Below are 26,696 nucleotides of genomic sequence, written 5' to 3'. Positions count from 1 at the left end.
TCACTGTGCCGCCAGCCAGCGCCGCAACCGTCTGGCGAAGGCATCCTGACTGTCGAGTAACTCTTCCCCGCTCACCGCAGGTTGCGGGCGGGCAATGACGATGCATGGGATGTCGGCATCCAGCGCGGGCTGTACTTTTTCCAGATAACCGCCTTCTGCGCCGGAGGCTTTGGTGATCATCACCTCCACCCGGTACTGGCGATAAAACGCGGCGTTAAACCCGGCGCTGAACGGGCCGCAGAGCGCGAAAATATCGCCGACGCCAAAACCCAGCTCCGCGCATTGCGCCACCACCTCCGGCACAGGGAGCACGCGTGCCAGCAAGGTTTTGTCCGGCAAGCCCTGGCGCCAGCGCGCCAGATCTTTACTGCCAGTAGTCAGCAAAATACGCTCGCCCAGTTCGCGGGCTTTGGCGCAGGCCTCTTCCAGCGTGGCGACATAAAACAGCAACGGATGGGTTAAATCCGGTAACTGCTCCGGGCGTTGATAACGGCTGAGCAGCACCTGCGCCTGCACGCAGGCCGCAGCGATATTGCGGCTCACCACATCGGCATACGGGTGCGAAGCATCAATGACCCAGCGCGTACCGTGGTGTTGCAGCCACGCGACCATATCCCCCATCTCCAGACGCCCGCAGCGCACCTGGCCGCGAATATTCCCCGCCAGTTGCTGGCCGGTCGGCGTCGCCACAGACAACGTGTAGCGCACATTGGCGTCGTCCAGTTGCTGGCAAATTTGCCGCGCATCGCTGGTGCCGCCGATAACCAATACCTCCCCGGCGGTCACAGGGTGTAGCCCCGGGGTGTGATCATCAGGCCGTTTTGCACATAGGTAGCACGGTTGCCGACAATCACCAGGCTGGTCATATCGACGGGTTCAAAATCCATCTCGCCGAGCGTGGTCAGCCATTTTTCCTCTTTCTTACGCCCGGCGGATTTCACCACGCCGACCGGCGTATCGGCGCGTTTGCTGGCCGCGAGCAGTTCAAACGCGCGTGCCAGATGGCCTTCGCGCCCCCGGCTGCGCGGGTTGTAGAAGCAAATCACGAAATCCGCTTCGCCCGCTGCGACAATGCGCTTTTCAATCACCGGCCACGGCGTCATCAGGTCGCTTAAGCTGATATGGCAAAAATCATGCATCAGCGGCGCGCCGAGCAGCGCGGCGGCGGCAATGCTGGCGGTCATGCCCGGCACCAGACGGACGTCCACATCCAGTTGCTGCTTGTTCACCAGCTCAAGCACCAGCCCGGCCATGCCGTAGATCCCGGCGTCACCGCTGCTGATCAGCGCCACGTTATGTCCAGCCTGCGCCAGCTCAATCGCCGCCTGGCAGCGTTCGATCTCTTTGCACATGCCGGTTTTGATCACCTGTTTATCGCCGGTAAAGGCTTTCACCAGATGGGTATAGGTTTTGTAACCGACCACAATTTCCGCCGCCTGCAGCGCTTCAACGGCTTCCATGGTCATCATTGCCTGTGAGCCGGGGCCAATCCCGATTACCGTTAACATCAGTGTGAAACTCCCAAAGTAATAGTCACGCCCTGCTCACGCAGGGTTTCGCCAATCAGTTGCCCATGGCTCATCAGCCATGCCACCGGGCCGGAGACGCTCCCGACCCCGGCGGTGTGGCGGACAAATTCTGAGACGGGAAAATGGTGTTCGTGCTGTCGCAATGCCTCAGCCGTAAAAACGTCAAACGGCACGCCCAGGCGTTGTGCCAGTTGGATCAGCCCTTTTTCATCCTGCTTTAAGGTGATGCTGCCAATTGCGCGCAGTGCCAGCGGGTCGATGTCGTTCGCCTGCAACTGGTGTTGCAACAGCGCCAGCAGCCGCGTAAGCGGCGTATCGCGGCGACAGCCCATCCCCGCCACGATGCGCTTCGGCACCAGTTTGAAAACAGGCAACGGCAGTGCTGGCAGCGCCGCTTGCGTGGTTACACACACGACGCCATCGAGTTCCGGTAACGCATCAAGGCGCTCGACCGCGATAAAACCGCGCGTGTCGCAGCGCGCCACGTCCTCGCACATCGCCACTTCGCACCACAGGCCAACGCGTTTACCGCTAACCAGCATCTGATTGATGGTTTTTACCGCTGCGCGGAAATCCTGCATTCGCGCATCCAGTTGCATGGCCAGCATGTCGAGCGCCGCCAGATCGTTCACGTCTGTCGCGGTGGTGATCACCGGATCGGCGTCCAGCACTGCCGCCAGGTAACGCGCCAGCGCATTCGCACCGCCGCAATGCCCGGAAAGCAGGCTGATGACATGCTGCCCGCGCTCATCAATGACGATCACCGCCGGATCGTTAAACTTGTCATTCACCAGCGGGGCGATAACGCGCACGGCAATGCCGGTTGCGCCGATAAAAATCACCGCGGAAAAGTGGCAAAATGCCTCGCGCAGACTCTTTGCAAAACTACCCTCAAAGGGCTGAAATCCCGCCGTGAGCAGTTTCTCGCTGGTAAAACAGGTCATAGGCAACGCAGATTGCAGCCGCGCCGCCAGCGCCACACCGCCAGGCGTCAGGCAAAACAGCGCTATCGAGTCAGGCTTTGCGGTATTCATGGCTAAAATCCGCGGCGTAAAGCCGCGAGTAGTGGAACTCTTCGCCCAGAAAGGCGCCCACGAGGATCAGCGCGGTTTTGCGGATCCCGGCATCGCGTACTTTGTCAGCAATATCCGCCAGCGTGCCGCGCACCGTCTGGCTTTCCGGCCAGGTCGCTTTGTACACAACCGCCACGGGCGTGGTCTGCGGGTAGCCGCCTTCGATTAAACGTTCCGCCACGCGGTGGATGCGTTGTATCGAGAGGTAAATCGCCATCGAGGTCTGGTGGCTGGCGAATGCCTCCAGTTGTTCGCGCTCCGGCACCGGCGTGCGTCCTTCGAGGCGGGTGATGATCAGGCTTTGCGACACCTCCGGCACGGTATACTCCACGCCCAGCTCCGCCGCCGCCCCCAGAAAAGCGCTGACGCCGGGTACAACCTGCCAGCGAATGCCACGGCAGGTTAACACTTCCCCCTGTTCGCGCACCGAGCCATACAGCGAAACGTCGCCGGTTTGCAAGCGCACTACCACTTTTCCGGCCTTCACCCCGGCTTCCATCAGGTCGATGATTTGCTCAAGATGCAGTTCTGCGCTGTCGTGGCATTGCGCGTCTGGCGGGCAGTATTCCAGCAGTTCGGTATTAATCAGTGAACCGGCGTAAATCACCACCTGAGCCTGCTGCAACAGGCGATACCCTTTCAGCGTGATTAGCTCCTTATCGCCCGGTCCAGCGCCCACAAACCAGACAGTTTGTGCATCCGTGTGGTCAGCCATGGTGTTGCTCCTTTTCACAGGAAATCAAAAAAACGGGATTGTGCGCCTTAAAGTAGTGACCGCTGCCAAGCGGGGTCAGTTGGGAAACCTGAAGTTGCTGGCAATCCAGTGCAGTGACGGGGCAATCGACCAGGTGCGCCAGTGCGGTACTGAGGTTTTCCTGCAGAATAAAGGTCATCACCAGCCGCCCACCGGGGTTAAGCTGCGCCAGCGACCAGTCGATAAGTTTCGTCAGATTGCCGCCGCTGCCGCCCATAAACACCGCGTCCGCAGGCTGCCCAATAAACAGCGGCGCAACGCCGGGAACCAGGGTGATATTGCGGCAAGCAAAGCGCTGACAATTCTCTTCCAGCAGCCCGAGCGCTGCCGGGTTGCGTTCAATCGCCGTGACCTGCAACTGCGGGTGCGCCAGCGCCGCTTCGATGCTCACACTGCCGGTGCCCGCGCCGATATCGATCAGGTGGCGGGCATCGTGCAGCGCCAGCTTTGACAGCGCTGCTGCGCGCACGGCCTCTTTGGTCATCGGCACCTTTTCACCGCGAATAAACCGCTCATCGTTCATTGAGGATCACCACCACATTCATTTCGTAATGCGCCTGCACATCCGCAGGGCGCAGCCAGTGGATACGTTCGTTGTTCATACCGAGATTTTCGCCGATCACCAGCCAGCGCTTTTCTGCCCCGCGCGAAATCAGCGCGTCGGCAATGGCTTTTGGCCCGCAGCAGGCATCGGTCACCATCGCGACTTTGCTGGCGCGCGCCAGGGCATCGAAATCGACATCGCGCCCGTGGCTGCTGGTCAGCCAGATATCGTTCATATCAATACCGGTACGCGAGCAGAGGTACTGCGCGGCGCTGATACCGGGAATAATGCGCAACTGTTCGATGCCAAAATGCGCCACCAGCCGTGTGCCGATGCCGTAAAACAAGGGATCGCCGGAGGCCAGCACCACGACATTGCGCACGCTCTGTTTTTCCAGCCACGTCAGCAAAGCAGGAATGTCGGCATCCAGCGCCCGCCGTTGCCCGCTAAAATCGGGGAACTGTGCCAGGTGGCGTTTCCCCCCGACCAGCACGTCAGCCTGCGCCACCGCCTCCTGCGCCTGCGGCGTCATCAGTGCCAGGTTGCCCGGCCCCATTCCGGCAACGGTCAACATCTGAGATCCCTTGCAATTGCTTCAACGGAACGGTTCGCGCCCAGCACGTTGTTATCAAAGGAGAACAGCACGGCATCGCACTGCGGCGGGTTGTTCGTAAAGCGCAGCATTTGTTCGATACGCTGGCAGATGCGGGTTGCCAGGTGAGCGTAAAGGTGGCTGAACCCTGCGGCGTCAATGTGTTCCATTGCCGCTTCGGTGGTGTCGCATTCGCTCACCGCCAGCAGCAGTGCGTGCGGCGCGCCGAGCAGCGCCAGATGTGCTACCAGCGTTTCCATGCGCGCATCGGCAATGTGGCTGTGGGTGTGAAAGATCCCGGCGGCGATTTTCACCAGCTTACCGGGGTGACCGACCAGCACAATATGCCGGAAACCGAGGCGCACCGCCTCTTCCAGCATGTAGCCGACAAAATTACTCATGATGACCACAAGTTCGCCAGATACGCCCAGATGTTCGCGAACAAAACGTTCGCCGTGGTTGCCGGGCACCAGGATCACGCGCTCCATCCCGGCGGCGCGTTTTAATTCCAGCTCCAGCGCCAGCGAGCGTTTCCAGCTCTCTTCCGACATCGGTGTGACAATGCCGGTGGTGCCAATAATTGAAATGCCGCCAACAATGCCGAGCCTGCCGTTGTAGGTTTTCTTTGCCCGCGCTTCCCCTTCCGGGGCAAAAATTTCCACCTCGGAGCCGCGCGTCGGACCAATCACGTCGCGCACGGCGGCTTCGATAGTCTGACGCGGCGTGCGGTTGATGGCCGCGTCTCCCACCGCCAGACCAATGCCTTTACGGGTCACCGTGCCGATGCCTTCGCCACCGCGCAGGGTTATCTTCCCCTCATCATTGAGCGTGACGCGGGCAAAAATCAGCATGCCGTGCGTGGCATCGACATCATCGCCGCCGTCCTTGCGAATCGCGGCGACAGCCTGAAGCCCCTCCACATGCGGGCATTCGACGTTCAGGCGCAGCGTGACACCCGATGGCGTGACAATCGATACCTGGTGAATAAGGTGCTGGCGCAGCACCATCAGTGCTGCCACTTTCGCCGCCGCCGTCGCGCAGGAGCCGGTGGTATAGCCTTTGCGCAGCGCTTTGCCGTTGTGCCACACCGGGTCGTCGAACGCCTGTTCGCTCATTGCGCCTCCCGCAGGCTGTAAAGCAGCGCGTTAACGATCGCCGCCGCCACGTTGCTACCGCCTTTGCGCCCGCGAGCGGCAATAGCCGGTAAACCGCTCGCCACCAGCGCCGCTTTCGATTCTGCCGCGCCGACAAACCCGACCGGCACGCCGACCACGCCGTTCACCGGCGTGTTATGTTCCAGCAGGCGAAACAGCGCAGTGGGTGCATTGCCGAAGACAAACACTTTGCCACCCTCTTCCCCCAGCGCCAGGTCAACCGCCGCCATTGAACGGGTGATGCCGTCAGCTTTAGCGCGGCGCACCACGCGCGGATCGGAGATATAGCACCGCACTTCGCCGCCGAACTGCGCCAGCAGCGTTTTGTTGATGCCGGAAAGGGCCATGGTGGTATCGGTGTAGAGCGTGCAGCCCTGTTTAATCGCAGCACACAGGCTTTCCAGCGCATCAGCGGAGAACCATAAGATATCGAGCCAGTCAAAATCGGCTGTGGTATGAATGACCCGTTTGATCACCGCTTCCTGCAGCGGGCTGGCAAAGCGGTAATCGGGACGTGTCTCTTTGATGATGTCGCTGATAATGACAAAACTTTTGGCTTCAATAGCCTGCGGTTGCTGCAAATAATCCATCTTTTCCATCCTCAGGCTCCCATCCACACAAAACGCACCAGCGCAAACAGCGCCAGCGCCAGCGTCGAAGCCAGCCACATCATCCGGATGGTTCGCCCGATGTCATCCACGTCAATGGCGCGGGTGTCATCGCCAATCCAGGGTTTGTCGACACGTTCGCCGAAGTAGTTGTTTGGCCCGCCAAGGCGCACGCCGAGCGCACCCGCCACGGTGCCTTCCGGCCAGGCGCAGTTCGGGCTGCTGTGATTGTTCCGGTCACGAAAACCAATACGTAGCGCGGCGCGGGCATCCTGGCGGCAACACCAGGCGGCGATGCTCAGCAACAGCCAGCTCAGGCGTGCCGGGATAAAATTGGCGACATCATCCAGCCGGGCACTGACCATGCCAATGGCGCGGTACTTTTCATGTTTGTAGCCGACCATCGAATCCAGCGTATTGACCGCTTTGTAGGCCATCGCCAGTGGCGCACCGCCGAGCAGCAAAAAGAACAACGGCGCAATTACCCCATCGACGGTGTTCTCGGCGACCGTTTCCACCACCGCGCGGGTGATTTGCGGTGGCTGCAACTGGCGGGTATCGCGCCCGACGATCCATGAGAGTTTTTCGCGGCTTTGGGAAAGTAATCCGGCGCGCAGCGGCTTTTCGACTTCCCGCGCCATGTCCGCCAGGCAACGGGTGGCGAGCGTGGTGAAAATCATCCACACCTCAACGCACCAGCCGAGCCACGGGTGAATGGCGTTCGCCAGCACCAGTACGCCCCAGGCCAGACTCCAGCTCCCCCCAACCACCGCCAGCCACATCACGCCACCACCAGTTCGCAGCGCGTTATCGCTATGGCAATAACGCCGCACGATGCTTTGCAGTAAGTTAATCAGCGCACCAATCCAGCGCACCGGATGCGGCCAGTGCGGCGGGTCGCCCAGCAACCGATCGAGTAAAAAGGCCACAGCCCAGGCAAGCAGTGTCATTGCGCACTCCTTGCGGCGGCAAACCAGTGGTTGAGCATTTGCGGGCGTTGGGCGAAATGCAGATGCAGGTAGCTGGCGAACGTGTTGCCAACCTGCCAGCCACCCTGCCAGCGTTTCAGCACTTCGCCGTCGCGGGTTTTATGGCAGTCAAGCACCGCCGCCGTTTGTGCGGTGAAATCCGAGTAGTGAAATTCGTGACCGCGCAGGGTTTCACCCGCCGCTGCCAGTAAGGTCTGTTGCGTGGCGCGGGCTTCGCAGTAGCCAAAGCGGGTCAGTTTGTTGCCCATCACGCTAAGACCGGGGATCACATTCGCCATCGGCCATTCGTCGCCGTCCGCGTCACGCAGCGCGGTGCCGAGATACATCAGCCCTCCACACTCGGCGTAGATCGCCACATCGCGCCGATGCGCCGCGCGGATAGCCTCCAGCATTGGGGTATTTTCTGATAACGCCCGCGCATGCAACTCCGGGTAACCGCCACCCAGCCACAGCATCTGGCAATCCGGCAACTGGCGATCCCGCAGCGGGCTAAAGCGCACAATGTGAACACCTGCACGTTCCAGTAAATCGAGGTTATCGGGGTAGTAAAAATTAAAGGCTTCATCAAAAGCTAATGCCAGCGTCAGGCCTGTGCCTGCAACGGCCTCCGGCAATGGCGGCATTTGCCCTGCGGACAGGGTGGTGAGCTGGCTGAGTGTGAGCAGTTGGTCAATATCAAGGGTGTGCTCCAGACGCCCGGCAAAATCATGCCACGACGAAGCTTCCATCATTGATTCACGCGCGGTCACCAGGCCGAGGTGGCGCTCCGGTAGCGCAACACCTGGCGTGGTCGGGACATAACCCAGCACCGGGAGTGCGCAATAGCGTTCAATGGCGTGTTTGAGTAATTGAAAATGGCTGTCGCTGTTGACCCGGTTAACGATAACGCCAGCAATCGGCAGTTGTGGATCAAAGTGCTGAAAACCCATCACCGTGGCGGCAATGGAGGTCGACACCGCTTTGCCGTCAACGAGTAAAATCACCGCAACACCGAGCTGTTTTGCCAGCGCGGCGCTGCTGCAATAATCGGGGTCGGTGCCGTAGCCGTCGAACAATCCCATCACGCCTTCAATAACGGCGACATCGCAGTCAGCAACATGTTCGCAAAAAAGCGCGTTTAGCGTGGGTTCCGGCAGCATAAAACTGTCGAGATTGCGGGAGGCAACGCCAGAAACGGTGCTATGCCAGGCGGTGTCGAGGTAATCCGGGCCGACTTTGAACGGCTGAACGCATAAGCCACGGCGCTTAAAAACAGTGAGCAGCCCCAGCGTGACGGTGGTTTTCCCACAGCCGCTGCCGGTTCCGGCGAGGAGAAAGGCGCTGCGCCTGTTTGACATTGCTGACACCCCATTACGGGTGGAAAGCTGAAGTCAGGCGCGCGTTTGCCCGGTCTTGCGACCGTACGCTTCTGAGCAACCCACTTCCCACCGAAGTTGTTGATAATGACCCATCAGGTCGGTCTTCTGGCTTAGCGTCATCCTCGCCCGTCCTTCCCGATCTGGCGATCAGTGGCGTTTTCGGGGTTGTCAGCATCACAGCAGCGGGGGCTGCGGGGATTTCCACCCCCTTCCCAGCCGCGCAAAAAGCGGCGGCAAAACCTGTTGGCTTATTACGTCACGACGCGAAAACAGGGCTCGCGTTCTCATGACATTTCCCCAAAGCGCACTGGATTGCCGCAGGGAAATAAAACTGAAGCAGTTTATCGTCGCGTAAACGCGAGTTTGTTGCGCTATGACAATGTATTGCGCACCCGCTTTTATCAACACCTTATTTACTCAGGTTTTGCCAAACGATTTTTAGCGCCGGAATTTACTCAACGCTGCGCGGGTAATTCAAAACCGTTTCAGGCGGTAAACGAAATAGTGATGGAACCACGTAATAACGCTGACGAAAAACGTTGTGCCGTATCGGGCTTGCGAAAATCCTTACCTGCCGAGGGGAAAAGCCATCTGCGAATAGCAATAACAAGGTATTCTTCGTGCCCGGATGGATATATACCGGCAGTGGTTAACGCTGGCATTCACGCGGATGAAGTGACACTATCCGGTTTTATTTTTATGGGGAAGCACCGTGGCGCAGGCAGCATGTCCCGCATCCTGCGGCGAAATTATCCAGGGCTGGATCCTCGGCGGTGAAAAGCTGGTCTCCTGCCCGGTGGCGTGGTACAGCCACGTGGAAGTCACCACCGGTACGCCGCTTGCCAATGAACGCCCGCTCACCCGCGCGATGCTCAGGCAACTGCTGGTGCACTGGCAACTCCCCGCGTCACTCTCATCAACACTGCGTATCGAGTGCCTCTCGACGATTCCGGTAGCGAAAGGCATGGCCAGCAGCACCGCCGATATCGCAGCGACAGCCGTGGCAGCAGCCCGACACCTCAATCAACCATTGGATGAAGAGACGCTGGCGAAGCTTTGCGTGGCGCTGGAGCCGACCGACAGCACGCTGTTTTCAGGCCTGACGCTGTTTGACCACAACACGGCCGCAATGCGCATTCCCTGTGGCGCGCTGCCGCACACCGAGATCCTGCTACTGGAAAGCCCGCTGACGCTGACGACCGCAGATTATCACCGGATGGCGCGCCAGCAGGCGCTGCTGGACAATGCGGAAATACTGGACAGCGCGTGGCAAACGCTACAGCGCGCATGCGCGCAAAAAGATGCCGCGCTGCTCGGCCAGGCCGCAACGCTTAGCGCGATAGCCAGCCAGGCGCTATTGCCGAAACCTGCTTTCAATACTCTGCTCAATCTGGTGGAGCGGTTCGATTTATACGGTCTGAACGTGGCGCACAGCGGGAGCGTGGTGGGTCTGTTTCTTGATGCGGAACGTCATGATGTGGAAGCGGTTTGCCGGTTTTTAACGAAGAGTGAGCTGGCGGCGCACTGGCCGAAAAATTATTTGTTGAAGATGGTGGCGGGCGGCGTGAAATAAATAAGGGTGAGAGGCGAACCTCTCACCGCGAGGCATTATTCGGTTTTCGCTTCAACCGACTTCAGTTCGCCCATGGTTTTCAGCTTTTTGGAGATGTCGCGACGCTCTTTCGACAGCTCGGCGTTTTTGATGATGTAATCATCTACGCGATCTTCGTAGTCGGTTTTCATGCTGGCGATAATGCCCTGAATGGCTTCAACGCTCATGCCAGGTTTGATGTAATCGCTGAGGTTATCCAGCAGCAGTACGCGCTTCTGGTTATCACGGATCTTCTTCTCAACGTCCTGAATTTCACGCTGCAACTTGTTTTTGCGGCGGAACAGACGCACAAACTCCAGAACGTCCTGGAACGAAGGCTTGGTTGTTTCCATTTTTACACCCCTGATAATGTGAGATTCGGATTCGTTAACGCAACAAGCTTAAAGGCAAACCTACCCAAAGCGGTTGCATATGACAATAATTTTTCCTTTTCCCTATCATAACCACAAATCCAGCTGAATCGAAACAACCAGACTGTGTACAGCGGCTATCTGCCGCTTATTTGCGCAATGCCCGGCAGATCAAATGCGATAACAATTCCAGCTGACGCGCCAGCTCCAGGCTTAACCAGACATAACCATGAATCGACGTTTCTGCCAGCGCATCACCCTGATGCTCGCGGCTTAACTGGCGTAACTCTATGACAATCTCATTGAGCTTTTCCGTATTTGCCAGAATCGGCTGCGGGTTGCCTTCATACAATGCGTGGGCAATGGTCAGCAACGTCTGCTGCGTCATCTGCTGCGTTTCACGCAACGTATTGGCATTGATCATGACAAAATGGCTGGCGCGCGAGCTCCAGTGGGCATTGATCTGCAGCTCCAGCATGCACACTAAATTACGGCTGACGGTCTGGATAGCTTCAAAAATCGCTTTCTGGATATGAGTCTCTTTACTGGCCGGCGTGATTAAGCCGCGCATTTTTACCACGTCATTGAGAATTTTTTGCAGGTGCTTTTCCAGACGCGGCCGCTCCACCAGATTGCGTGATAAACCCGCCTGATAGACACGGTTAAACGCCGTGACATAATTCGCCATCAAAATGCGCCAGTGCAAAAAAGCACGCTGCGGCCAGATGCCGGTGAACAACATGGCCAATAGCGAACCAATAATGACGTCGCCGCTGCGCCACAACGCGGTTTGCATATCCCCCGTCGGGGCTCCCACCACCACGCAAAGGGTCACGCCGATAATGATCGCCTGATACGGTTTTTTACCGAGCGCCAGCCAGCCGCATAAAAATATCGCAACGGCACACCACACCAGCATCACCGGCAAAGAAATCAGCTCCAGCCTTAACGCCACCAGCCCCAGTGCGGCCCCGAAGATAGTGCCGCCGATACGCTCAAAAGCGCGCGGGACAACATTCCCCCAAAAGGAAATTGGCCCCATTAATACCACCAGCGTGATTAAAGGCCAGGTGCCTTCTGGCACGTCCAGCAGGCGGATCAGCAGGAAAGTCAGAACAAAGGCCAGGGCAATGCGCACGCCGTGCACGACGCGATAATTACGGTAAAGACGAATTTCAAAAGGGCTGAGTGATTTGTCGCGGCGCACGGTCGTTCTCCGGGCTAGAAATAAAAAGAGGCGCAATTGTAGGATTTTTCAGTGGCAGATATCACCTTTTAAAACAAAAAAGAGACGCCAGTTTGATCCTGACGTCCCTTTGCATGCATTTACGGCTTACAGCACTTTAGACTCTACCGGAATATACATCTCAATCTCCCAGTAACCGTCGCGCTGCCCATCGTTACGATAGATTTCGAAACAGGGGCCGGCCGCAATTTGTAATGCCTGATCGGTGAGCAACTCATCAAAAAAGCGATCCCAACTGGCTGCAAACTCTTCGTTGTAAACCCGCGCCTGCGCCACCGCGTACTGGCCGCCCGGAACCTCGGTGGTCATCACCCCTTCGCTGTTGGCTGGCACCTGAAACGCAGCGTCAACGGTGATCGCCACATCCGCCCGCAATTTCTCTGCAGGCACTTCATCCGGGTTGTCGTAATAAACGCAAATCCACTCCAGCGGCTGGATCTGCTTGTTATCAACCCACATCGACAGCTGTGCAAATCCCTGTTTAACTTTCTCGTCCCACGGCCCGACCAGATGAAACCCGGCGATACGGCGTTTTTCACACTGCTTGACTGTGTAGCTCATACTAACTCCCTTAGTGTTACTGTTCGAACATACAGTATAACGGGCAGACCTGTGTCTGCCATCTGCCACCGCTCAATTATGCGAGCAAACTCGCATGCCTTCCTGCCGACGCTTGACGGTGTCAGCTTTTATGGTGGAGGTAATCGCTCAGACGCGAGAACAAGCCGCCTTTGCCGACGCTATCCAGCGTAACCAGCGGCCAGTGCGCGATCACTTTATCGCGATCATAAAGCTGGATTTCCCCCACGCGCTGATGCGCAGCCAGCGGCGCATCCAGCTCTTTGCTGTCCAGTACATACTTGGCTTTTACGTTTTGCAGTTCCGCTTTCGGCAGCACCAGCCAGTAATCCTGATCGGTGCCGACATCAACCTGCTCTTTATCGCCATACCACACACGCTCGCTGCCCACTTTTTTACCGTTACGCAAAATTTCCACGGTATTAAAGTTTTGCTGGCCCCAGTGCAGCAGCTTACGCGCCTGATCTTCACGTCCTTTTGGGCTGTCTGCCCCCATGACCACCGCAATCAGGCGACGCTCTCCGTCCACGCTTGAGGCAATCAGGTTAAAGCCTGCGCCAGAGGTATGACCGGTTTTCAGCCCGTCAACGTTCAGCGTCTTATCCCATAACAAACCGTTGCGGTTTTGCTGGGTAATGCCGTTCCACGTCAGGCTTTTTTCACTGTACATATGGTAGAAATCCGGTTCGCCATGAATGATGGCGCGCGAGAGCACCGCCAAATCATACGCAGAGCTGTGCTGGCCCGGCGCATCCAGCCCGTGTACAGTTTCAAAATGGGTATCGCGCAGATTCAGCTTCTGGACGTAATCATTCATCATGGCGACAAACTGCGGTTGCCCGCCCGCCACATGATCCGCCAGTGCCACGCAGGCATCGTTACCGGAATCAACAATCAAACCGCGGCTTAAGTCGCGCACCGTCAGGCGATCGCCCGGTTTGAGAAACATCAGTGAAGAACCATCAAACACCGGGTTTCCTTTTGCCCAGGCGTCTTTTCCGACGGTGACAACATCATCCGCGCTGATGCGGTGGCTATCGATGGCGCGGTCAACCACGTAGCCGGTCATCAGTTTGGTCAGACTCGCCGGGTTACGTTGTTGATGTTCATTGCCCGCCGTTAAGATTTGCCCGGTGGTGTAATCCATCAATACCCAGGAGCCAGCCTGAATTGCCGGGGGCTGAGGGGCAAAAGGTAAGTCGTCGGCGTAAGCGTGGTTCACGCAAATCGCCAGCAAAGAAGCAGCAAACAAACGGCGTTTCAATGAAATATCCTCAATAGCATCTAAAATCGTCGTTCTTTGTACGGAACTTCGTGTGTCGTTACCTGGTTAAATTGCAAAAAAGTGTGACACAGATCGATTTTAAGCGCCTGTTTTTGCGACGGTCTGCGGAAGAATGACCGGTTTTCCTTCGGCACAAGCGCCGGGATGGTTTACCATAAAGGGCATATTTACTGACAGGATGAGCATCTGGTGTCTGATTCCGCCGCAACACCCACTTTTCTCTTTCACGATTATGAAACTTTCGGTACCAGCCCGGCGCTGGATCGCCCGGCGCAGTTCGCCGCGATTCGCACCGACGCGGATTTCAACATCATTGGCGAACCGGAAGTCTTCTACTGCAAACCGGCGGACGACTATCTGCCGCAGCCGGAAGCGGTGCTGATAACCGGTATCACCCCGCAAATTGCCCGCGCCAAAGGCGAGAATGAAGCGGCTTTCGCCAAACGCATTCACGATCTGTTCACCGTGCCAAATACCTGTGTTCTCGGTTACAACAATGTGCGTTTTGATGACGAAGTGACGCGCAATATTTTCTACCGCAACTTCTACGATCCTTATGCCTGGAGCTGGCAGAACCATAATTCACGCTGGGATCTGCTGGACGTTATGCGCGCCTGCTACGCCCTGCGCCCGGACGGGATTAACTGGCCGGAAAACGAGGATGGTCTGCCGAGTTTCCGTCTTGAACACCTGACAAAAGCCAACGGCATTGAACATGCCAACGCCCACGATGCAATGGCGGATGTTTACGCCACTATCGCCATGGCGCAACTGGTGAAAGCGAAGCAGCCGAAGTTGTTCGACTACCTGTTCAGCCATCGCCATAAGCAGAAGCTGGCGACGCTGATTGATGTGCCACAAATGAAACCACTGGTGCATGTCTCCGGGATGTTTGGCGCCTGGCGCGGTAACACCAGTTGGGTGGCCCCTCTGGCCTGGCACCCGGAAAACCGTAACGCGGTGATTATGGTGGATCTGGCGGGAGATATGTCGCCGCTGCTGGAACTGGATACCAATGCGCTGCGCGAAAGGCTGTATACACCGAAAGCGGAACTCGGCGACAACGCAGCGGTACCGGTCAAACTGGTGCATCTGAATAAGTGCCCGATACTTGCGCAGGCCAATACACTGCGTCCGCAGGATGCCGGGCGGCTGGGCATTAACCGCCAGCAGTGTCTGGATAATCTGCAAATCCTGCGCGATAACCCGCAAGTGCGCGAGAAAGTATTATCGATTTTTGCCGAGGCGGAACCGTTTGTCCCTTCCGATAACGTTGACGCACAAATCTACAATGGCTTTTTCAGCGATGCTGACCGCGCCGCGATGAAAATTTTGCTGGAAACCGAGCCGCGTAACCTGCCCGCGCTGGACATCACCTTTGCCGATGCGCGCATTGAAAAACTGCTGTTTAACTACCGGGCGCGTAACTTCCCCGGCACGCTGGATGAGCAGGAACAGCAGCGCTGGCTGACGCATCGCCGCAATGTCCTTACGCCGGAGTTTCTACAACAGTACGCCGAAACGCTCCAGGCATTGTTCCAGCAGTATGAAGGGGATAGTGAAAAGCAGGCGCTGTTGAAAGCGCTGTGGCAGTACGCCGAAGAGATTGTCTGAGAGCGCCCTCCCGGTAACGGGAGGGCATCGGCTTACGCCTTCTGCACGGTAATACTCCAGGCGGCGTCGCCAACCTGTTGATAATCCGTAATAGTGTGGCCCTCTTCCGCCGCCCATTGCGGAATAGCTTCCGTCGCTTGGGTGCAATCGAACTCAATAATCAGTTCATCGCCGCTGGCCATCTCCGCCAGCGCCGCTTTTGCTTCTATCAGAGGAAACGGGCAAACCTGCGTTACCACATCCAGTTTTTTTACAGCCATAACAGCTCCTGTCAGTTAAGCCGCAGCCGCCGCCAGTTTCGCTTTGCGCTGCGGACGAACATATAAAAACCATGACGCCGTCCATACGCCAAGGATCATAAACACCAGCCCGACCCAGCCCTGCCAGGTCATCATCGCGGTCATCACCAGACCATTACCAATCGAACAGCCGCCAGCCATACTGGCTCCCACGCCCATCAGCAGGCCGCCAAACCCGCTGCGCAGCGTGGTTTGTGCATCCGCCGCGCGTACGCGGAATTCACGGCTGGCTTTAGCGGCAATCAACGATCCCAGGAAAATGCCCAGCACCAGGAAGACGCCCCAGTTGAGGAACTTACTCTGCCCCGCGACCAGAAACTGTAAGATGTTGGCGGTGGGTGAGGTAATGCCGAGGCCAAACATGCGGCCAGTCGCTTCACTGAGCGGCCAGGCCAGCAGTGCGATAAGACCGATAAGTATCGCAGTGACAAAAGGATGCCAGCGCTTTTCAAACAGCAGGTGCGCAAGCCCGGTGCGACGCGGCGGTAATGACGCAATCTTCAGCTTCGGTTTACGCAACTCTCTGACGACCACCCACAGCGTGACGGCAAGCAGCAAGGCGATGAAGGGCCAGACAGAGACACCGAAGGTTTCGGCAATCGAGTTATGTTCGGTGCTGTAGGTTTTCAGTAGGCTGTTAATGCCGTCTGCATGTGGGGAACGCATAATCGCGCTCATCACCATATAGGTAAACAGCGCAACCCAGCTCCCGATCAGCCCTTCCCCTGCACGGTACCATGTGCCTGTCGCGCAACCGCCAGCATAGACAATCCCCAGTCCGAAAATATAACCGCCAACAACAGTGCCGAGCCACGGGAACGTCCCGGCATTGTATTGCAGCGCTCCGCTCTGAATTAAGGCAAAGACACCGACACTTTGAATGGCGATGGCAATCAACAGGGCATAAAACATCCGGTTATTTTTGGCGATATACATATCGCGAAATCCGCCGGTCAGGCAGAAGCGCCCACGCTGCATCACAAACCCCAGCAGTGCGCCGCAAATCAATCCACTCAATATCATTGAAAACATAACGGTAGCTACGTCAGAAAAACCAGATCGTGAATTTTCCACGCGCAGCATGGCGGGAACCAATAACGAAATTATCTAACTTAGTTCGCCAGGTTATTAATAGGAAGGTAATCGATATAAAAAAGCCGGAGACAAGGCTCCGGCTTCGATGTGCAGAAGAAAATTTACTGCGCGATATCTTCGTACTGCGGCACTGGGTTGCGGAAACTGCGTGTTACACACGCCAGGTAAACCAGGCCGATAGCGCCCCAGATAAGACCCAGGATCATTGAGCTTTGCTCAAGGTTGATCCACAGTGCGCCAACCGTCAGCGCGCCGCACACTGGCAGCACCAGATAGTTGAAATGGTCTTTCAGCGTCTTGTTGCGTTTTTCGCGGATCCAGAACTGGGAGATCACCGACAAGTTAACAAAGGTGAACGCCACCAGCGCACCAAAGTTAATCAGCGCAGTGGCCGTTACCAGGTCAAAACGGATCGCCAGCAGCGCGATTGCGCCAACCAGCAGCACGTTCCACGCCGGAGTACGCCATTTCGGATGGATATAACCGAAGAAACGGGTCGGGAATACGCCATCGCGCCCCATCACATACATCAGACGGGAAACGCCCGCGTGTGCGGCCATACCGGACGCCAGCACAGTCACGCTGGAGAAAATCAGCACGCCCCACTGGAAGGTTTTACCCGCAACATACAACATGATTTCCGGCTGAGACGCATCAGGCTCTTTAAAGCGGGAAATGTCCGGGAAGTAAAGTTGCAGGAAGTAAGAGGCCCCGATAAATACCATGCCGCCGATCAACGCAGTCAGGAAGATAGCGCGCGGGATCACACGCTCCGCATCTTTGGTCTCTTCAGAAAGAGAAGAGATACCGTCAAAGCCGAGGAACGAGAAGCACAGGATAGTTGCGCCAGTGATCATCGGCACGACATGGGCGCCTTCAGACCAGAACGGGCGGGAACTTACCAGCGTACCAGCACCTTCGCCGTGGGACACACCGTAGATGATCAAACCAACGATGACGGCGACAATCCCCATTTGCAGGATAACAATCAGGGTGTTGAAGTTCGCCACGGTCTTGATGCTGCGCAGGTTGGAGACCGTCATAAAGGCCACCAGCGCCACCACGAAAATCCATGACGGTACCGAAGGCACCAGCGCTTCAAAGTAAATTTTCGCCAGCAGAATGTTAATCATCGGCATGAACAGATAGTCCAGCAGCGATGACCAGCCCACCATAAAGCCAACGGCCGGGGAGATGGATTTCTGCGCGTAGGTATACGCAGAGCCAGCAGACGGGAAGCGACGTACCAGCTTGCCGTAGCTCAGCGCAGTGAAGAGGATAGCGACCAACGCAAAGGCATACGCGGTTGCCACGTGGCCATCGGTCAGGCCAGAGACGATACCAAACGTATCGAACAGCGTCATTGGCTGCATATAGGCCAGGCCCATCATTACAACCGGAATCAACGTAAGCGTCTTACGTAATTCCACGCGAGAGGTTTTTGGAGTAACGTTATGCGTCATGGCGATTCTCCTGTACGGCGAGTGCCGGCGCAAAAGCAAAAAATTGCCCCATTTGTGTTATTTCCTCAGCGACAACGACTGTCGGTTTTTAAATGTGTATCTATCCGGTACGAAGCCCGGCCTCTTTTATTGAATGACGTTTGTGCTTGCAAAAAAAATAACCGACGGATTAACGTCGGCTAGTATCTTCATTTTTTTGCAGCGGCGTATTTTGCACCATCCTGAAGCAGGATGACAATACGCTAAGGCCTTACCTGCACTGTTTAAGCAACTAAGTGCATGAATTTTAGGCTATCGCTGAATTATTAAACATTTTAATAGCACTAATTGCTAAAAATCACGCCAGCGGCATCAATAACGGGTCGGGATAAAGATATTCAAACCCCAGTTCGTGGCAAATACGGTTGCCGTCGATGATTTTTCCTTTCTCATCATCGCTGCGCGATGCGGTGAAGGTGGGCGGCGCAAGGCCAAGCTGTCGCGCCATTGCCGGGTAGAAACTTTCGCGTGATGGATGTCCCGGCGCGCAGAGATTATAGATGTGCCCGCCTCTCGGCGCCTGCAGCAGCAACGTAATCGCGGCGACGACATCTTCAAGATGCACCAGGTTAACGCCGTGCTGACCGTTAGGCGCGGTTTTCCCGGCCAGGAAACGCCCCGGATGGCGCGCCGGTCCCACCAGCCCTGCCAGGCGTAAAATATCCACCGATGTGCCGGGCAAATTATGCAGCCAGTCTTCCAGCTCTTTCAGCACCCGTCCGCTTGCGGTGACGGGCTGGCGCGGCGTGTTTTCTTTAATGATGCCGGGTGCATCGCCATAAACAGAGGTGGAACTGGTAAAAATAATGCGCGGTATGCGATAAGCCAGCGCGCTATCGACAATCTCCTGCATCGCTTGCAAGTAAAATTCTTCGCCGGGGCCGCTGCGACGCGCCGGGAGGGTGATGACTAACGCATCGACCTGCATCAGCGCATCCAGATCCTCCGATTCGCAGACTAATTCTGGTTCAAGGTTGAGCACATAACTTTCGATGCCGCACATGCGCGCCGCCTCGACGCCATCCTGGCTGGTTTTACTGCCGGTAACTTGCCAGCCTCGCGCCGTTAATGACAGTGCCAGCGGCATTCCCAGCCATCCTAATCCGATAATCGCGACCTTTTTCATGCCTCTCCCCTGCACTCTCGCTTCCACCTGTTTAAGGCTACGCCAGCCAGTGATAACTGACAATTCATAGAACGAATATGAAATGATTTAATGATAAAAAAAAGCCCTTGCCTTTGGCGACCAAAGTGGTTTACGTTAACTGACAACTTATGAATAAACATTCATCGAGAATTTTATGACCCGCGTTCAATTTAAACACCACCATCATCACCATCATCCTGACTAGTCTTTCAGGCGATGTGTGCTGGAAGACATTTGGATCTTCCAGTGGTGCATGAACGCAGAGAAAGCCCCCGGAAGATCTTCTTCCGGGGGCTTTTTTTTGAACCAAATTCAGCAGGATAAAAGAGGACAACAGAATGTTAGACAACTCGCGTTTACGCATAGCTATTCAGAAATCCGGCCGCCTGAGCGAAGATTCACGCGAACTCCTGGCCCGCTGCGGGATTAAAATTAACCTGCACACCCAGCGTCTGATCGCCCTGGCGGAAAATATGCCGATTGATATTCTGCGCGTACGCGACGATGACATTCCTGGCCTTGTGATGGACGGTGTCGTTGATTTGGGCATCATCGGCGAAAACGTGCTGGAAGAAGAGCTGCTGACCCGCCGCGCACAGGGTGAAGACCCGCGCTATTTCACCCTGCGTCGCCTCGATTTCGGCGGCTGCCGCCTGTCGCTGGCAACCCCGGTTGACGAAAGCTGGAACGGCCCGCAAGCGCTGGACGGTAAACGTATCGCCACCTCTTATCCGCACCTGTTAAAACGCTATCTCGATCAGAAAGGCGTCTCTTTCAGATCTTGTCTGTTAAACGGTTCTGTTGAAGTCGCGCCGCGTGCGGGTCTGGCGGATGCGATTTGCGACCTGGTGTCGACCGGCGCGACGCTCGAAGCCAATGGCCTGCGCGAAGTGGAAGTGATTTACCGCTCTAAAGCCTGCCTGATCCAGCGCGACGGTGAAATGACCGATGCCAAACAGCAGCTTATCGACAAACTGCTGACCCGTATTCAGGGTGTTATCCAGGCGCGCGAATCGAAATACATCATGATGCACGCGCCAAGCGAGCGTCTGGAAGAGGTCATCGCTCTGCTGCCTGGTGCTGAACGCCCCACTATTCTGCCGCTGGCGGGCGATCAGCAGCGTGTGGCAATGCACATGGTCAGCAGCGAAACCCTGTTCTGGGAAACCATGGAAAAACTGAAGGCGCTGGGGGCAAGTTCCATTCTGGTGCTGCCGATTGAGAAGATGATGGAGTAAGGCCATGAGCTTCAATACCGTAATCGACTGGAATAGCTGTAGTGAAGCGCAGCAACGCGACTTGCTGATGCGCCCGGCGATCTCTGCCTCTGATAGCATCACACGTACCGTGATTGAGATCCTCGACACGGTGAAAGCGCGCGGCGATGACGCCCTGCGTGAATACAGCGCCAGGTTCGACAAAACGCAGGTCGACGCGCTAAAAGTTACCGAACAGGAAATCGCCGATGCCAGCGCGCGCCTGGGCGACGACATCAAGCAAGCGATGGCCGTAGCGGTGAAAAATATTGACACCTTCCACACCGCGCAAAAGCTGCAAACGGTGGATGTTGAAACCCTGCCAGGCGTGCGCTGCCAGCAGGTTACACGCCCTATCGCCTCGGTGGGCCTGTATATTCCCGGCGGTTCTGCGCCGCTGTTCTCAACCGTATTAATGCTGGCAACTCCGGCGCGCATTGCCGGTTGCCAGAAAGTGGTGCTCTGCTCACCGCCGCCGATTGCCGATGAAATTCTCTATGCCGCGAAGCTTTGCGGCGTGCAGGCGATCTTTAAAGTGGGCGGCGCGCAGGCTATTGCCGCGCTGGCCTTTGGCACCGAATCGATCGCTAAGGTCGACAAAATTTTTGGCCCCGGTAATGCCTTTGTAACCGAAGCCAAACGTCAGGTTAGCCAGCGTCTTGACGGCGCGGCAATCGATATGCCCGCAGGCCCTTCCGAAGTGCTGGTGATTGCCGATAGCGGCGCAACGCCAGATTTTGTCGCCTCTGATCTGCTTTCGCAGGCGGAACACGGCCCGGACTCGCAGGTGATCCTGCTGACGCCGGATAGCGAAATAGCAAACCGTGTAGCCGAGGCGGTTGAACGCCAGCTTGCGGAACTGCCGCGCGCGGAAACGGCTCGCCAGGCGCTTTCTGCCAGCCGTCTCATTGTGGCGCGCGATTTAGCGCAATGCGTGGCGATCTCCAACCAATACGGCCCGGAACACCTGATTATTCAGACCCGTGATGCCCGTTCACTGGTTGAAAGCATCACCAGCGCAGGCTCGGTGTTTCTCGGTGACTGGTCACCGGAATCTGCAGGCGATTACGCCTCCGGCACCAACCATGTGCTGCCAACTTACGGTTATACCGCCACCTGTTCCAGCCTGGGTCTGGCCGATTTCCAGAAACGTATGACGGTGCAGGAACTCTCCCGGGAAGGTTTTGCGCGACTGGCAAGCACCATTGAAACACTGGCTGCAGCTGAACGCCTGACCGCTCACAAAAACGCCGTCACGTTGCGCGTTAACGCGCTGAAGGAGCAAGCATGAGCATTGAAGAACTGGCGCGTAAAAATGTACGCGAACTGACGCCCTATCAGTCGGCTCGCCGTCTTGGCGGTAAAGGCGATGTCTGGCTGAATGCCAATGAGTTCCCGACAGCGGTTCCTTTCGAACTGACGCAGCAAACATTAAACCGTTACCCGGAGTGCCAGCCGAAAGCGGTCATCGAAAGTTATGCACAGTATGCGGGCGTAAAACCGGAGCAAGTGCTGGTCAGCCGTGGTGCAGATGAAGGCATTGAGCTGCTAATCCGCGCGTTTTGTGAACCGGGTAAAGACGCGGTACTGTTCTGCCCGCCGACCTACGGCATGTATAGCGTCAGCGCCGAGACGCTGGGTGTGGAGTACCGCACTGTGCCTGCGCTTTCTGACTGGCAACTGGATCTGCAAGGCATCGCCGACAAACTGGACGGCGTCAAAGTTATCTACGTTTGCAGCCCGAATAACCCCACCGGGCAGATTATCAATCCGCAAGATTTCCGCGTATTGCTCGAAATGACGCGTGGCAAAGCCATTGTTGTGGCGGATGAAGCTTATATTGAGTTTTGTCCGCAGGCCACGCTGGCGGGCTGGATCAGTGAATACCCGAATCTGGTGGTACTGCGCACACTCTCGAAAGCGTTTGCGCTGGCAGGCCTGCGCTGCGGTTTTACCCTTGCCAACGAAGACGTTATCGCTCTGCTGTTAAAAGTGATTGCCCCCTATCCGCTCTCTACACCGGTAGCGGATATTGCCGCGCAAGCGCTCAGCCCGCAGGGCATTGTCGCGATGCGCGAACGAGTGGCGCAAATTCTGGTTGAACGCCAGTATCTGGTTACCGCACTGCAGGATATTCCCTGTGTGGAGCAGGTGTTCGACTCGGAGACTAACTATATTCTCGTGCGCCTGACTGCCTCCAGCGCAGTGTTTAAATCATTGTGGGATCAAGGCATTATCCTGAGAGACCAGAACAAACAACCTTCTTTAAGCGGCTGCCTGCGTATCACCATTGGCACCCGTGCAGAGAGCCAGCGCGTCATTGACGCCTTACGTGCGGAGCCAGTATGAGCCAGAAGTACCTGTTTATTGACCGTGACGGAACCCTGATTTCCGAGCCGCCTTCCGATTATCAGGTGGATAAATTCGAAAAACTGGAATTCGAGCCAGACGTCATCCCGGTATTGCTGAAGCTGCAAAAAGCCGGTTACAAGCTGGTGATGATCACCAACCAGGACGGTCTGGGCACCAGCAGTTTCCCGCAGGCGGATTTCGATGGCCCGCACAACTTGATGATGCAGGTCTTCACCTCGCAAGGCATTGAATTCGAAGAGGTACTGATTTGCCCGCATTTTCCTGGCGATGAGTGCGACTGCCGTAAGCCAAAAGTGAAGCTGGTGGAACGCTGGCTGGCAGAAGGCGCACTCGATCGCGTGAATAGCTATGTGATTGGCGACCGCGCCACTGATATTGAGCTGGCGAACAACATGTCGATTGGCGGTTTACGATACAACCCTGAGACGCTGAACTGGGCGATGATTGGTGAGCAACTCACGCGCCGCGACCGGTATGCGCACGTTGAACGCAACACCAAAGAGACGCAGATAGATGTCAAAGTGTGGCTGGATCGCGAAGGCGGCAGCAAAATTCACACTGGCGTCGGTTTCTTCGACCATATGCTTGATCAGATCGCGACGCATGGCGGTTTTCGGATGGAAATTGCGGTGAAAGGCGATCTTTATATTGACGATCACCACACGGTCGAAGATACCGGGCTGGCGCTGGGTGAAGCGCTTAAACTGGCGCTCGGCGACAAGCGTGGTATCAACCGTTTTGGTTTTGTGTTACCGATGGACGAGTGCCTGGCACGCTGTGCGCTGGACATTTCAGGTCGCCCCCACCTCGAATATAAAGCGGAGTTTGCCTACCAGCGCGTGGGCGATTTGAGCACCGAAATGGTCGAGCACTTCTTCCGCTCGCTCTCTTACACCATGGCCGTGACGCTGCATCTCAAAACCAAAGGCAAAAACGACCACCACCGCGTGGAAAGTTTATTTAAAGCATTTGGCCGCACGCTGCGCCAGGCGATCCGCGTGGAAGGCGATACGCTCCCCTCATCAAAAGGAGTGTTGTGATGAATGTGGTGATCCTCGATACCGGCTGCGCCAACCTGAATTCGGTGAAATCTGCGGTCTCGCGCCACGGTTACGAGCCGCAAGTCAGTCGCGACCCGGATGTGGTGCTGCGCGCAGACAAACTGTTTTTACCCGGTGTCGGAACGGCGCAGGCAGCGATGGATCAGTTGCGCGAGCGCGACCTGATCGAACTGGTGAAAGCCTGTACGCAGCCGGTGCTCGGCATCTGCCTGGGAATGCAACTGCTTGGGCGTTTTAGCGAAGAGACCCACGGCGTCGATTTGTTAGGCATCATCGAACAGGATGTGCCGAAGATGAAAGACGTTGGCCTGCCGCTGCCGCATATGGGCTGGAACCAGGTTTACGCAAAAGCCGGGAACCGCCTGTTCCAGGGCATCGAGGACGGCGCTTACTTCTACTTTGTCCACAGCTACGCCATGCCGGTGAATGCGTACACCATTGCCCGCTGCGATTACGGCGAGCCGTTTACTGCCGCCGTGCAGAAAGACAATTTCTACGGTGTGCAGTTTCACCCGGAACGATCCGGCCGCGCGGGTGCGCAACTGCTGAAAAACTTCCTGGAGATGTGATGATTATTCCGGCTTTAGACTTAATTGACGGCACCGTCGTACGTCTCCATCAGGGCGACTACGCACAGCAGCGCGATTATGGCAATGACCCGCTGCCGCGCTTGCAGGATTACGCCGCTCAGGGCGCGCAGGTGCTGCACCTCGTCGATTTAACCGGCGCGAAAGATCCGGCGAAACGCCAGATCCCGTTGCTGAAAACGCTGGTTGCCGGGGTGAACGTTCCGGTACAGGTTGGCGGCGGTATACGCATGGAAGAGGACGTCGCCGCCCTGCTCGCAGCCGGTGTTGCCCGCGTGGTCATCGGCTCGACGGCGGTAAAATCACCGGAGATTGTGAAAGGCTGGTTTGCACGCTTTGGCGCAGACAAGCTGGTGCTGGCGCTGGATGTGCGCATCGATGAACAGGGCGCTAAGCAGGTCGCGGTGAGCGGCTGGCAGGAGAACTCTGGTGTGACGCTGGAAGCGCTGGTGGAAACCTATCTGGCGGTTGGGCTAAAGCATGTGCTTTGTACCGATATTTCCCGCGACGGTACGCTCGCTGGCTCGAACGTTTATCTGTACGAAGAGATTTGCGCCCGCTGGCCGCAGGTGGCGTTTCAGTCTTCCGGCGGCATTGGTGGTTTGAACGATATTGCCGCCCTGCGCGGTACTGGCGTGCGCGGCGTGATTGTCGGACGTGCGCTGCTGGAAGGTAAATTCACGGTGAAGGAGGCCATTCAATGCTGGCAAAACGGATAATCCCTTGTCTTGACGTGCGTGATGGTCAGGTGGTGAAAGGCGTACAGTTTCGTAATCACGAAATCATTGGCGACATTGTACCGCTGGCAAAGCGCTACGCCGAAGAAGGCGCGGACGAGCTGGTGTTCTACGATATCACCGCTTCCAGCGATGGTCGCGTGGTGGACAAGAGCTGGGTGTCACGCGTGGCGGAAGTGATTGATATTCCTTTCTGTGTCGCAGGTGGGATTAAGTCTGCTGACGATGCGGCGAAAATTCTCTCGTTTGGCGCAGATAAAATTTCGATTAATTCCCCTGCGCTGGCCGACCCTGAATTAATCACACGTCTGGCCGATCGCTTCGGCGTGCAGTGCATTGTGGTCGGTATCGACACCTGGTTTGACGCCGACACGGGCAAATATCACGTTAATCAGTACACCGGTGATGAGAGCCGGACCCGTGTTACGCAATGGGAAACGCTGGACTGGGTGCAGGAAGTGCAAAAGCGCGGCGCCGGGGAAATCGTGCTCAACATGATGAACCAGGATGGCGTGCGCAATGGCTACGATCTTGAACAACTGAAGAAAGTGCGCGCGGTGTGCCACGTACCGCTGATTGCTTCTGGTGGCGCGGGCACCATGGAACATTTCCTGGAAGCCTTTCGCGATGCGAACGTTGACGGCGCGCTGGCGGCTTCCGTGTTTCACAAGCAGATTATCAATATTGGTGAATTAAAAACGTACCTGGCAGACCAGGGCGTGGAGATCAGGGTATGTTAACAGAGCAACAACTGGCCCAACTGGACTGGGAAAAAAACGACGGACTGCTGCCCGCCGTGGTACAACATGCGGTTTCCGGCGAAGTGCTGATGCTGGGTTATATGAACAAAGCGGCGCTGGCAAAAACGCAGGAAAGCGGCAAAGTGACTTTTTTCTCCCGGACTAAAGGGCGCTTGTGGACCAAAGGTGAAACCTCGGGTCATTTCCTTAACGTGGTGAAAATAACTCCTGATTGCGACAACGATACGTTGCTGGTTCTTGTTAACCCTATCGGCCCAACTTGCCACACGGGAACATCCAGTTGCTTTGGCGACACCAGCCACCAGTGGTTGTTCCTTTACCAGTTAGAAGAGCTGCTCGCCGCGCGTAAAACCGCCGACCCGGCAAGTTCTTACACCGCCAAACTCTACGCCAGCGGCACTAAGCGTATCGCGCAGAAAGTGGGTGAAGAAGGTTTGGAAACCGCGCTGGCGGCAACCGTAAACGACCGAGAAGAGTTGACTAACGAAGCTTCTGATCTGATGTATCACCTGCTGGTACTGCTGCAGGATCAACAGTTAGACCTGACTACAGTGATTGAGAATTTACGCAAGCGGCATAAATAGTAGACGT

Annotated in this window: 30 protein-coding genes, 1 riboswitch and 1 other annotated feature; of the genes, 12 read left to right on the top strand and 18 right to left on the bottom strand. The window is 56.5% G+C overall.

The genetic code is table 11. From position 1 onward, the window contains the following. From C813_RS31525 to C813_RS31480, 10 genes are read right to left on the bottom strand one after another with little or no spacing between them, the layout of a single operon-like run. A complete protein-coding gene (locus C813_RS31525; protein ID WP_017458431.1) occupies positions 1–786 on the bottom strand; it encodes a cobalt-precorrin-6A reductase in 786 nt (261 codons plus the stop codon). Continuing rightward, positions 783–1,508, bottom strand: a complete 726-nt coding sequence (locus C813_RS31520; RefSeq protein ID WP_017458432.1) for a precorrin-3B C(17)-methyltransferase — start codon at positions 1,506–1,508, stop codon at positions 783–785. Before C813_RS31520 ends, C813_RS31525 begins: the two co-directional genes overlap by 4 nt. Further along, positions 1,508–2,563, bottom strand: a complete 1,056-nt coding sequence (gene cbiG, locus C813_RS31515; protein ID WP_017458433.1) for a cobalt-precorrin 5A hydrolase — start codon at positions 2,561–2,563, stop codon at positions 1,508–1,510. Before cbiG ends, C813_RS31520 begins: the two co-directional genes overlap by 1 nt. Continuing rightward, positions 2,544–3,317, bottom strand: coding sequence for a cobalt-precorrin-4 methyltransferase (locus C813_RS31510; RefSeq protein WP_017458434.1), 774 nt, complete (start codon positions 3,315–3,317; stop codon positions 2,544–2,546). Before C813_RS31510 ends, cbiG begins: the two co-directional genes overlap by 20 nt. After that, positions 3,310–3,879 (bottom strand): decarboxylating cobalt-precorrin-6B (C(15))-methyltransferase, encoded by a 570-nt coding sequence (locus C813_RS31505; protein ID WP_017458435.1) that lies wholly within the window; start codon positions 3,877–3,879, stop codon positions 3,310–3,312. The genes C813_RS31510 and C813_RS31505 overlap by 8 nt, the downstream gene beginning before the upstream one ends. Next, a complete protein-coding gene (gene cbiE / locus C813_RS31500) occupies positions 3,869–4,474 on the bottom strand; it encodes a precorrin-6y C5,15-methyltransferase (decarboxylating) subunit CbiE (protein ID WP_017458436.1) in 606 nt (201 codons plus the stop codon). Before cbiE ends, C813_RS31505 begins: the two co-directional genes overlap by 11 nt. After that, positions 4,468–5,607 carry a cobalt-precorrin-5B (C(1))-methyltransferase CbiD gene (cbiD, locus tag C813_RS31495; RefSeq protein WP_017458437.1) on the bottom strand — a complete coding sequence of 380 codons (1,140 nt, stop codon included), beginning with the start codon at positions 5,605–5,607 and terminating at the stop codon, positions 4,468–4,470. The genes cbiE and cbiD overlap by 7 nt, the downstream gene beginning before the upstream one ends. Next, positions 5,604–6,236 (bottom strand): cobalt-precorrin-8 methylmutase, encoded by a 633-nt coding sequence (locus C813_RS31490; protein ID WP_017458438.1) that lies wholly within the window; start codon positions 6,234–6,236, stop codon positions 5,604–5,606. Before C813_RS31490 ends, cbiD begins: the two co-directional genes overlap by 4 nt. A gap of 11 nt (positions 6,237–6,247) precedes the next feature. Beyond that, complete coding sequence (cbiB, locus tag C813_RS31485) at positions 6,248–7,204, bottom strand: adenosylcobinamide-phosphate synthase CbiB (RefSeq protein ID WP_017458439.1); 957 nt, start codon at positions 7,202–7,204, stop codon at positions 6,248–6,250. Further along, complete coding sequence (locus C813_RS31480; protein WP_017458440.1) at positions 7,201–8,580, bottom strand: cobyrinate a,c-diamide synthase; 1,380 nt, start codon at positions 8,578–8,580, stop codon at positions 7,201–7,203. The genes cbiB and C813_RS31480 overlap by 4 nt, the downstream gene beginning before the upstream one ends. Before the next feature lie 99 nt (positions 8,581–8,679). Beyond that, a riboswitch (cobalamin riboswitch) is annotated at positions 8,680–8,860 on the bottom strand. Between C813_RS31480 and C813_RS47140 the strand changes: the two genes are divergently transcribed. Both C813_RS47140 and C813_RS31475 read left to right on the top strand, forming a co-directional pair. Continuing rightward, positions 8,845–9,378, top strand: coding sequence for a hypothetical protein (locus C813_RS47140; protein ID WP_148661078.1), 534 nt, complete (start codon positions 8,845–8,847; stop codon positions 9,376–9,378). (Overlaps the previous riboswitch by 16 nt.) After that, the gene (locus tag C813_RS31475; protein ID WP_017458441.1) at positions 9,314–10,174 is read left to right on the top strand and encodes a GHMP family kinase ATP-binding protein; all 861 of its coding nucleotides are present in this window, start codon (positions 9,314–9,316) and stop codon (positions 10,172–10,174) included. Before C813_RS47140 ends, C813_RS31475 begins: the two co-directional genes overlap by 65 nt. Positions 10,175–10,209: 35 nt before the next feature. Here C813_RS31475 and C813_RS31470 read toward each other — a convergent pair whose 3' ends face one another. The 4 genes from C813_RS31470 to dacD form a co-directional block, all read right to left on the bottom strand. Next, positions 10,210–10,545 carry a DUF496 family protein gene (locus C813_RS31470; RefSeq protein WP_017458442.1) on the bottom strand — a complete coding sequence of 112 codons (336 nt, stop codon included), beginning with the start codon at positions 10,543–10,545 and terminating at the stop codon, positions 10,210–10,212. 166 nt (positions 10,546–10,711) lie between these two features. Further along, the gene (locus C813_RS31465) at positions 10,712–11,770 is read right to left on the bottom strand and encodes an FUSC family protein (RefSeq protein ID WP_017458443.1); all 1,059 of its coding nucleotides are present in this window, start codon (positions 11,768–11,770) and stop codon (positions 10,712–10,714) included. 126 nt (positions 11,771–11,896) lie between these two features. After that, on the bottom strand, positions 11,897–12,370 hold the full coding sequence (gene sbmC / locus C813_RS31460) for a DNA gyrase inhibitor SbmC (RefSeq protein ID WP_017458444.1): 474 nt from the start codon (positions 12,368–12,370) through the stop codon (positions 11,897–11,899). 121 nt (positions 12,371–12,491) lie between these two features. Further along, entirely contained in the window at positions 12,492–13,652 is a 1,161-nt protein-coding gene (dacD, locus tag C813_RS31455; RefSeq protein WP_017458445.1) for a serine-type D-Ala-D-Ala carboxypeptidase DacD, read from the bottom strand. A 210-nt stretch (positions 13,653–13,862) separates the two neighbouring features. Between dacD and sbcB the strand changes: the two genes are divergently transcribed. After that, the gene (gene sbcB / locus C813_RS31450) at positions 13,863–15,287 is read left to right on the top strand and encodes an exodeoxyribonuclease I (RefSeq protein WP_017458446.1); all 1,425 of its coding nucleotides are present in this window, start codon (positions 13,863–13,865) and stop codon (positions 15,285–15,287) included. A 32-nt stretch (positions 15,288–15,319) separates the two neighbouring features. Here the strand turns inward: sbcB and tsuB are convergent, their stop codons facing one another. The 4 genes from tsuB to C813_RS31430 all read right to left on the bottom strand — a co-directional run bounded on the left by tsuB (position 15,320) and on the right by C813_RS31430 (position 19,309). Further along, positions 15,320–15,547, bottom strand: coding sequence for a thiosulfate utilization sulfurtransferase TsuB/YeeD (gene tsuB / locus C813_RS31445; protein WP_017458447.1), 228 nt, complete (start codon positions 15,545–15,547; stop codon positions 15,320–15,322). Between the two features lie 15 nt (positions 15,548–15,562). Further along, on the bottom strand, positions 15,563–16,618 hold the full coding sequence (gene tsuA / locus C813_RS31440; protein ID WP_025263557.1) for a thiosulfate utilization transporter TsuA/YeeE: 1,056 nt from the start codon (positions 16,616–16,618) through the stop codon (positions 15,563–15,565). A gap of 164 nt (positions 16,619–16,782) precedes the next feature. After that, positions 16,783–18,144: an APC family permease gene (locus tag C813_RS31435; RefSeq protein WP_017458449.1), complete on the bottom strand. Its 1,362-nt coding sequence runs from the start codon at positions 18,142–18,144 to the stop codon at positions 16,783–16,785. A 337-nt stretch (positions 18,145–18,481) separates the two neighbouring features. After that, positions 18,482–19,309: an SDR family oxidoreductase gene (locus C813_RS31430; RefSeq protein WP_017458450.1), complete on the bottom strand. Its 828-nt coding sequence runs from the start codon at positions 19,307–19,309 to the stop codon at positions 18,482–18,484. 175 nt (positions 19,310–19,484) lie between these two features. Between C813_RS31430 and hisL the strand changes: the two genes are divergently transcribed. From hisL to hisIE, 9 genes are all read left to right on the top strand, one after another. After that, entirely contained in the window at positions 19,485–19,535 is a 51-nt protein-coding gene (hisL, locus tag C813_RS47135; RefSeq protein ID WP_001364200.1) for a his operon leader peptide, read from the top strand. After that, positions 19,511–19,633: a sequence feature (His leader region), on the top strand. It overlaps the preceding gene by 25 nt. Before the next feature lie 35 nt (positions 19,634–19,668). Further along, the gene (hisG, locus tag C813_RS31425; RefSeq protein ID WP_017458451.1) at positions 19,669–20,568 is read left to right on the top strand and encodes an ATP phosphoribosyltransferase; all 900 of its coding nucleotides are present in this window, start codon (positions 19,669–19,671) and stop codon (positions 20,566–20,568) included. A 4-nt stretch (positions 20,569–20,572) separates the two neighbouring features. Then, positions 20,573–21,877 carry a histidinol dehydrogenase gene (hisD, locus tag C813_RS31420; RefSeq protein ID WP_017458452.1) on the top strand — a complete coding sequence of 435 codons (1,305 nt, stop codon included), beginning with the start codon at positions 20,573–20,575 and terminating at the stop codon, positions 21,875–21,877. Beyond that, positions 21,874–22,935, top strand: coding sequence for a histidinol-phosphate transaminase (hisC, locus tag C813_RS31415; RefSeq protein ID WP_017458453.1), 1,062 nt, complete (start codon positions 21,874–21,876; stop codon positions 22,933–22,935). Before hisD ends, hisC begins: the two co-directional genes overlap by 4 nt. Next, the gene (gene hisB / locus C813_RS31410; protein WP_017458454.1) at positions 22,932–23,999 is read left to right on the top strand and encodes a bifunctional histidinol-phosphatase/imidazoleglycerol-phosphate dehydratase HisB; all 1,068 of its coding nucleotides are present in this window, start codon (positions 22,932–22,934) and stop codon (positions 23,997–23,999) included. The genes hisC and hisB overlap by 4 nt, the downstream gene beginning before the upstream one ends. Further along, a complete protein-coding gene (gene hisH / locus C813_RS31405; RefSeq protein ID WP_017458455.1) occupies positions 23,999–24,589 on the top strand; it encodes an imidazole glycerol phosphate synthase subunit HisH in 591 nt (196 codons plus the stop codon). The genes hisB and hisH overlap by 1 nt, the downstream gene beginning before the upstream one ends. Further along, positions 24,589–25,326, top strand: a complete 738-nt coding sequence (gene hisA / locus C813_RS31400; RefSeq protein ID WP_017458456.1) for a 1-(5-phosphoribosyl)-5-[(5-phosphoribosylamino)methylideneamino]imidazole-4-carboxamide isomerase — start codon at positions 24,589–24,591, stop codon at positions 25,324–25,326. The genes hisH and hisA overlap by 1 nt, the downstream gene beginning before the upstream one ends. Further along, positions 25,308–26,084 (top strand): imidazole glycerol phosphate synthase subunit HisF, encoded by a 777-nt coding sequence (gene hisF, locus C813_RS31395; RefSeq protein WP_017458457.1) that lies wholly within the window; start codon positions 25,308–25,310, stop codon positions 26,082–26,084. The genes hisA and hisF overlap by 19 nt, the downstream gene beginning before the upstream one ends. Then, a complete protein-coding gene (hisIE, locus tag C813_RS31390) occupies positions 26,078–26,689 on the top strand; it encodes a bifunctional phosphoribosyl-AMP cyclohydrolase/phosphoribosyl-ATP diphosphatase HisIE (RefSeq protein WP_017458458.1) in 612 nt (203 codons plus the stop codon). The genes hisF and hisIE overlap by 7 nt, the downstream gene beginning before the upstream one ends. The last annotated feature ends 7 nt before the right edge of the window (positions 26,690–26,696 follow it).

This window comes from Kosakonia sacchari SP1 (assembly GCF_000300455.3).
Classification (GTDB): domain Bacteria; phylum Pseudomonadota; class Gammaproteobacteria; order Enterobacterales; family Enterobacteriaceae; genus Kosakonia; species Kosakonia sacchari.
The sequence above is the reverse complement of the archived record's forward strand: the minus strand, read 5'-3'. Positions and strand labels throughout refer to the sequence as shown.

What these genes read in the sequence shown, in the direction of transcription:
- cbiB (WP_017458439.1), bottom strand. Translation starts at nt 7,204, where the DNA reads ATGACACTGCTTGCCTGGGCTGTGGCCTTTTTACTCGATCGGTTGCTG.
- sbmC (WP_017458444.1), bottom strand. Translation starts at nt 12,370, where the DNA reads ATGAGCTACACAGTCAAGCAGTGTGAAAAACGCCGTATCGCCGGGTTT.
- hisIE (WP_017458458.1), top strand. Translation starts at nt 26,078, where the DNA reads ATGTTAACAGAGCAACAACTGGCCCAACTGGACTGGGAAAAAAACGAC.
- cbiD (WP_017458437.1), bottom strand. Translation starts at nt 5,607, where the DNA reads ATGAGCGAACAGGCGTTCGACGACCCGGTGTGGCACAACGGCAAAGCG.
- C813_RS31520 (WP_017458432.1), bottom strand. Translation starts at nt 1,508, where the DNA reads ATGTTAACGGTAATCGGGATTGGCCCCGGCTCACAGGCAATGATGACC.
- hisF (WP_017458457.1), top strand. Translation starts at nt 25,308, where the DNA reads ATGCTGGCAAAACGGATAATCCCTTGTCTTGACGTGCGTGATGGTCAG.
- C813_RS31470 (WP_017458442.1), bottom strand. Translation starts at nt 10,545, where the DNA reads ATGGAAACAACCAAGCCTTCGTTCCAGGACGTTCTGGAGTTTGTGCGT.
- hisA (WP_017458456.1), top strand. Translation starts at nt 24,589, where the DNA reads ATGATTATTCCGGCTTTAGACTTAATTGACGGCACCGTCGTACGTCTC.
- C813_RS31490 (WP_017458438.1), bottom strand. Translation starts at nt 6,236, where the DNA reads ATGGATTATTTGCAGCAACCGCAGGCTATTGAAGCCAAAAGTTTTGTC.
- hisH (WP_017458455.1), top strand. Translation starts at nt 23,999, where the DNA reads ATGAATGTGGTGATCCTCGATACCGGCTGCGCCAACCTGAATTCGGTG.
- C813_RS31435 (WP_017458449.1), bottom strand. Translation starts at nt 18,144, where the DNA reads ATGACGCATAACGTTACTCCAAAAACCTCTCGCGTGGAATTACGTAAG.
- C813_RS31505 (WP_017458435.1), bottom strand. Translation starts at nt 3,879, where the DNA reads ATGAACGATGAGCGGTTTATTCGCGGTGAAAAGGTGCCGATGACCAAA.
- hisC (WP_017458453.1), top strand. Translation starts at nt 21,874, where the DNA reads ATGAGCATTGAAGAACTGGCGCGTAAAAATGTACGCGAACTGACGCCC.
- hisD (WP_017458452.1), top strand. Translation starts at nt 20,573, where the DNA reads ATGAGCTTCAATACCGTAATCGACTGGAATAGCTGTAGTGAAGCGCAG.
- tsuB (WP_017458447.1), bottom strand. Translation starts at nt 15,547, where the DNA reads ATGGCTGTAAAAAAACTGGATGTGGTAACGCAGGTTTGCCCGTTTCCT.
- C813_RS31480 (WP_017458440.1), bottom strand. Translation starts at nt 8,580, where the DNA reads ATGTCAAACAGGCGCAGCGCCTTTCTCCTCGCCGGAACCGGCAGCGGC.
- C813_RS31510 (WP_017458434.1), bottom strand. Translation starts at nt 3,317, where the DNA reads ATGGCTGACCACACGGATGCACAAACTGTCTGGTTTGTGGGCGCTGGA.
- tsuA (WP_025263557.1), bottom strand. Translation starts at nt 16,618, where the DNA reads ATGTTTTCAATGATATTGAGTGGATTGATTTGCGGCGCACTGCTGGGG.
- hisG (WP_017458451.1), top strand. Translation starts at nt 19,669, where the DNA reads ATGTTAGACAACTCGCGTTTACGCATAGCTATTCAGAAATCCGGCCGC.
- C813_RS31430 (WP_017458450.1), bottom strand. Translation starts at nt 19,309, where the DNA reads ATGAAAAAGGTCGCGATTATCGGATTAGGATGGCTGGGAATGCCGCTG.
- cbiE (WP_017458436.1), bottom strand. Translation starts at nt 4,474, where the DNA reads ATGTTGACCGTTGCCGGAATGGGGCCGGGCAACCTGGCACTGATGACG.
- hisB (WP_017458454.1), top strand. Translation starts at nt 22,932, where the DNA reads ATGAGCCAGAAGTACCTGTTTATTGACCGTGACGGAACCCTGATTTCC.
- cbiG (WP_017458433.1), bottom strand. Translation starts at nt 2,563, where the DNA reads ATGAATACCGCAAAGCCTGACTCGATAGCGCTGTTTTGCCTGACGCCT.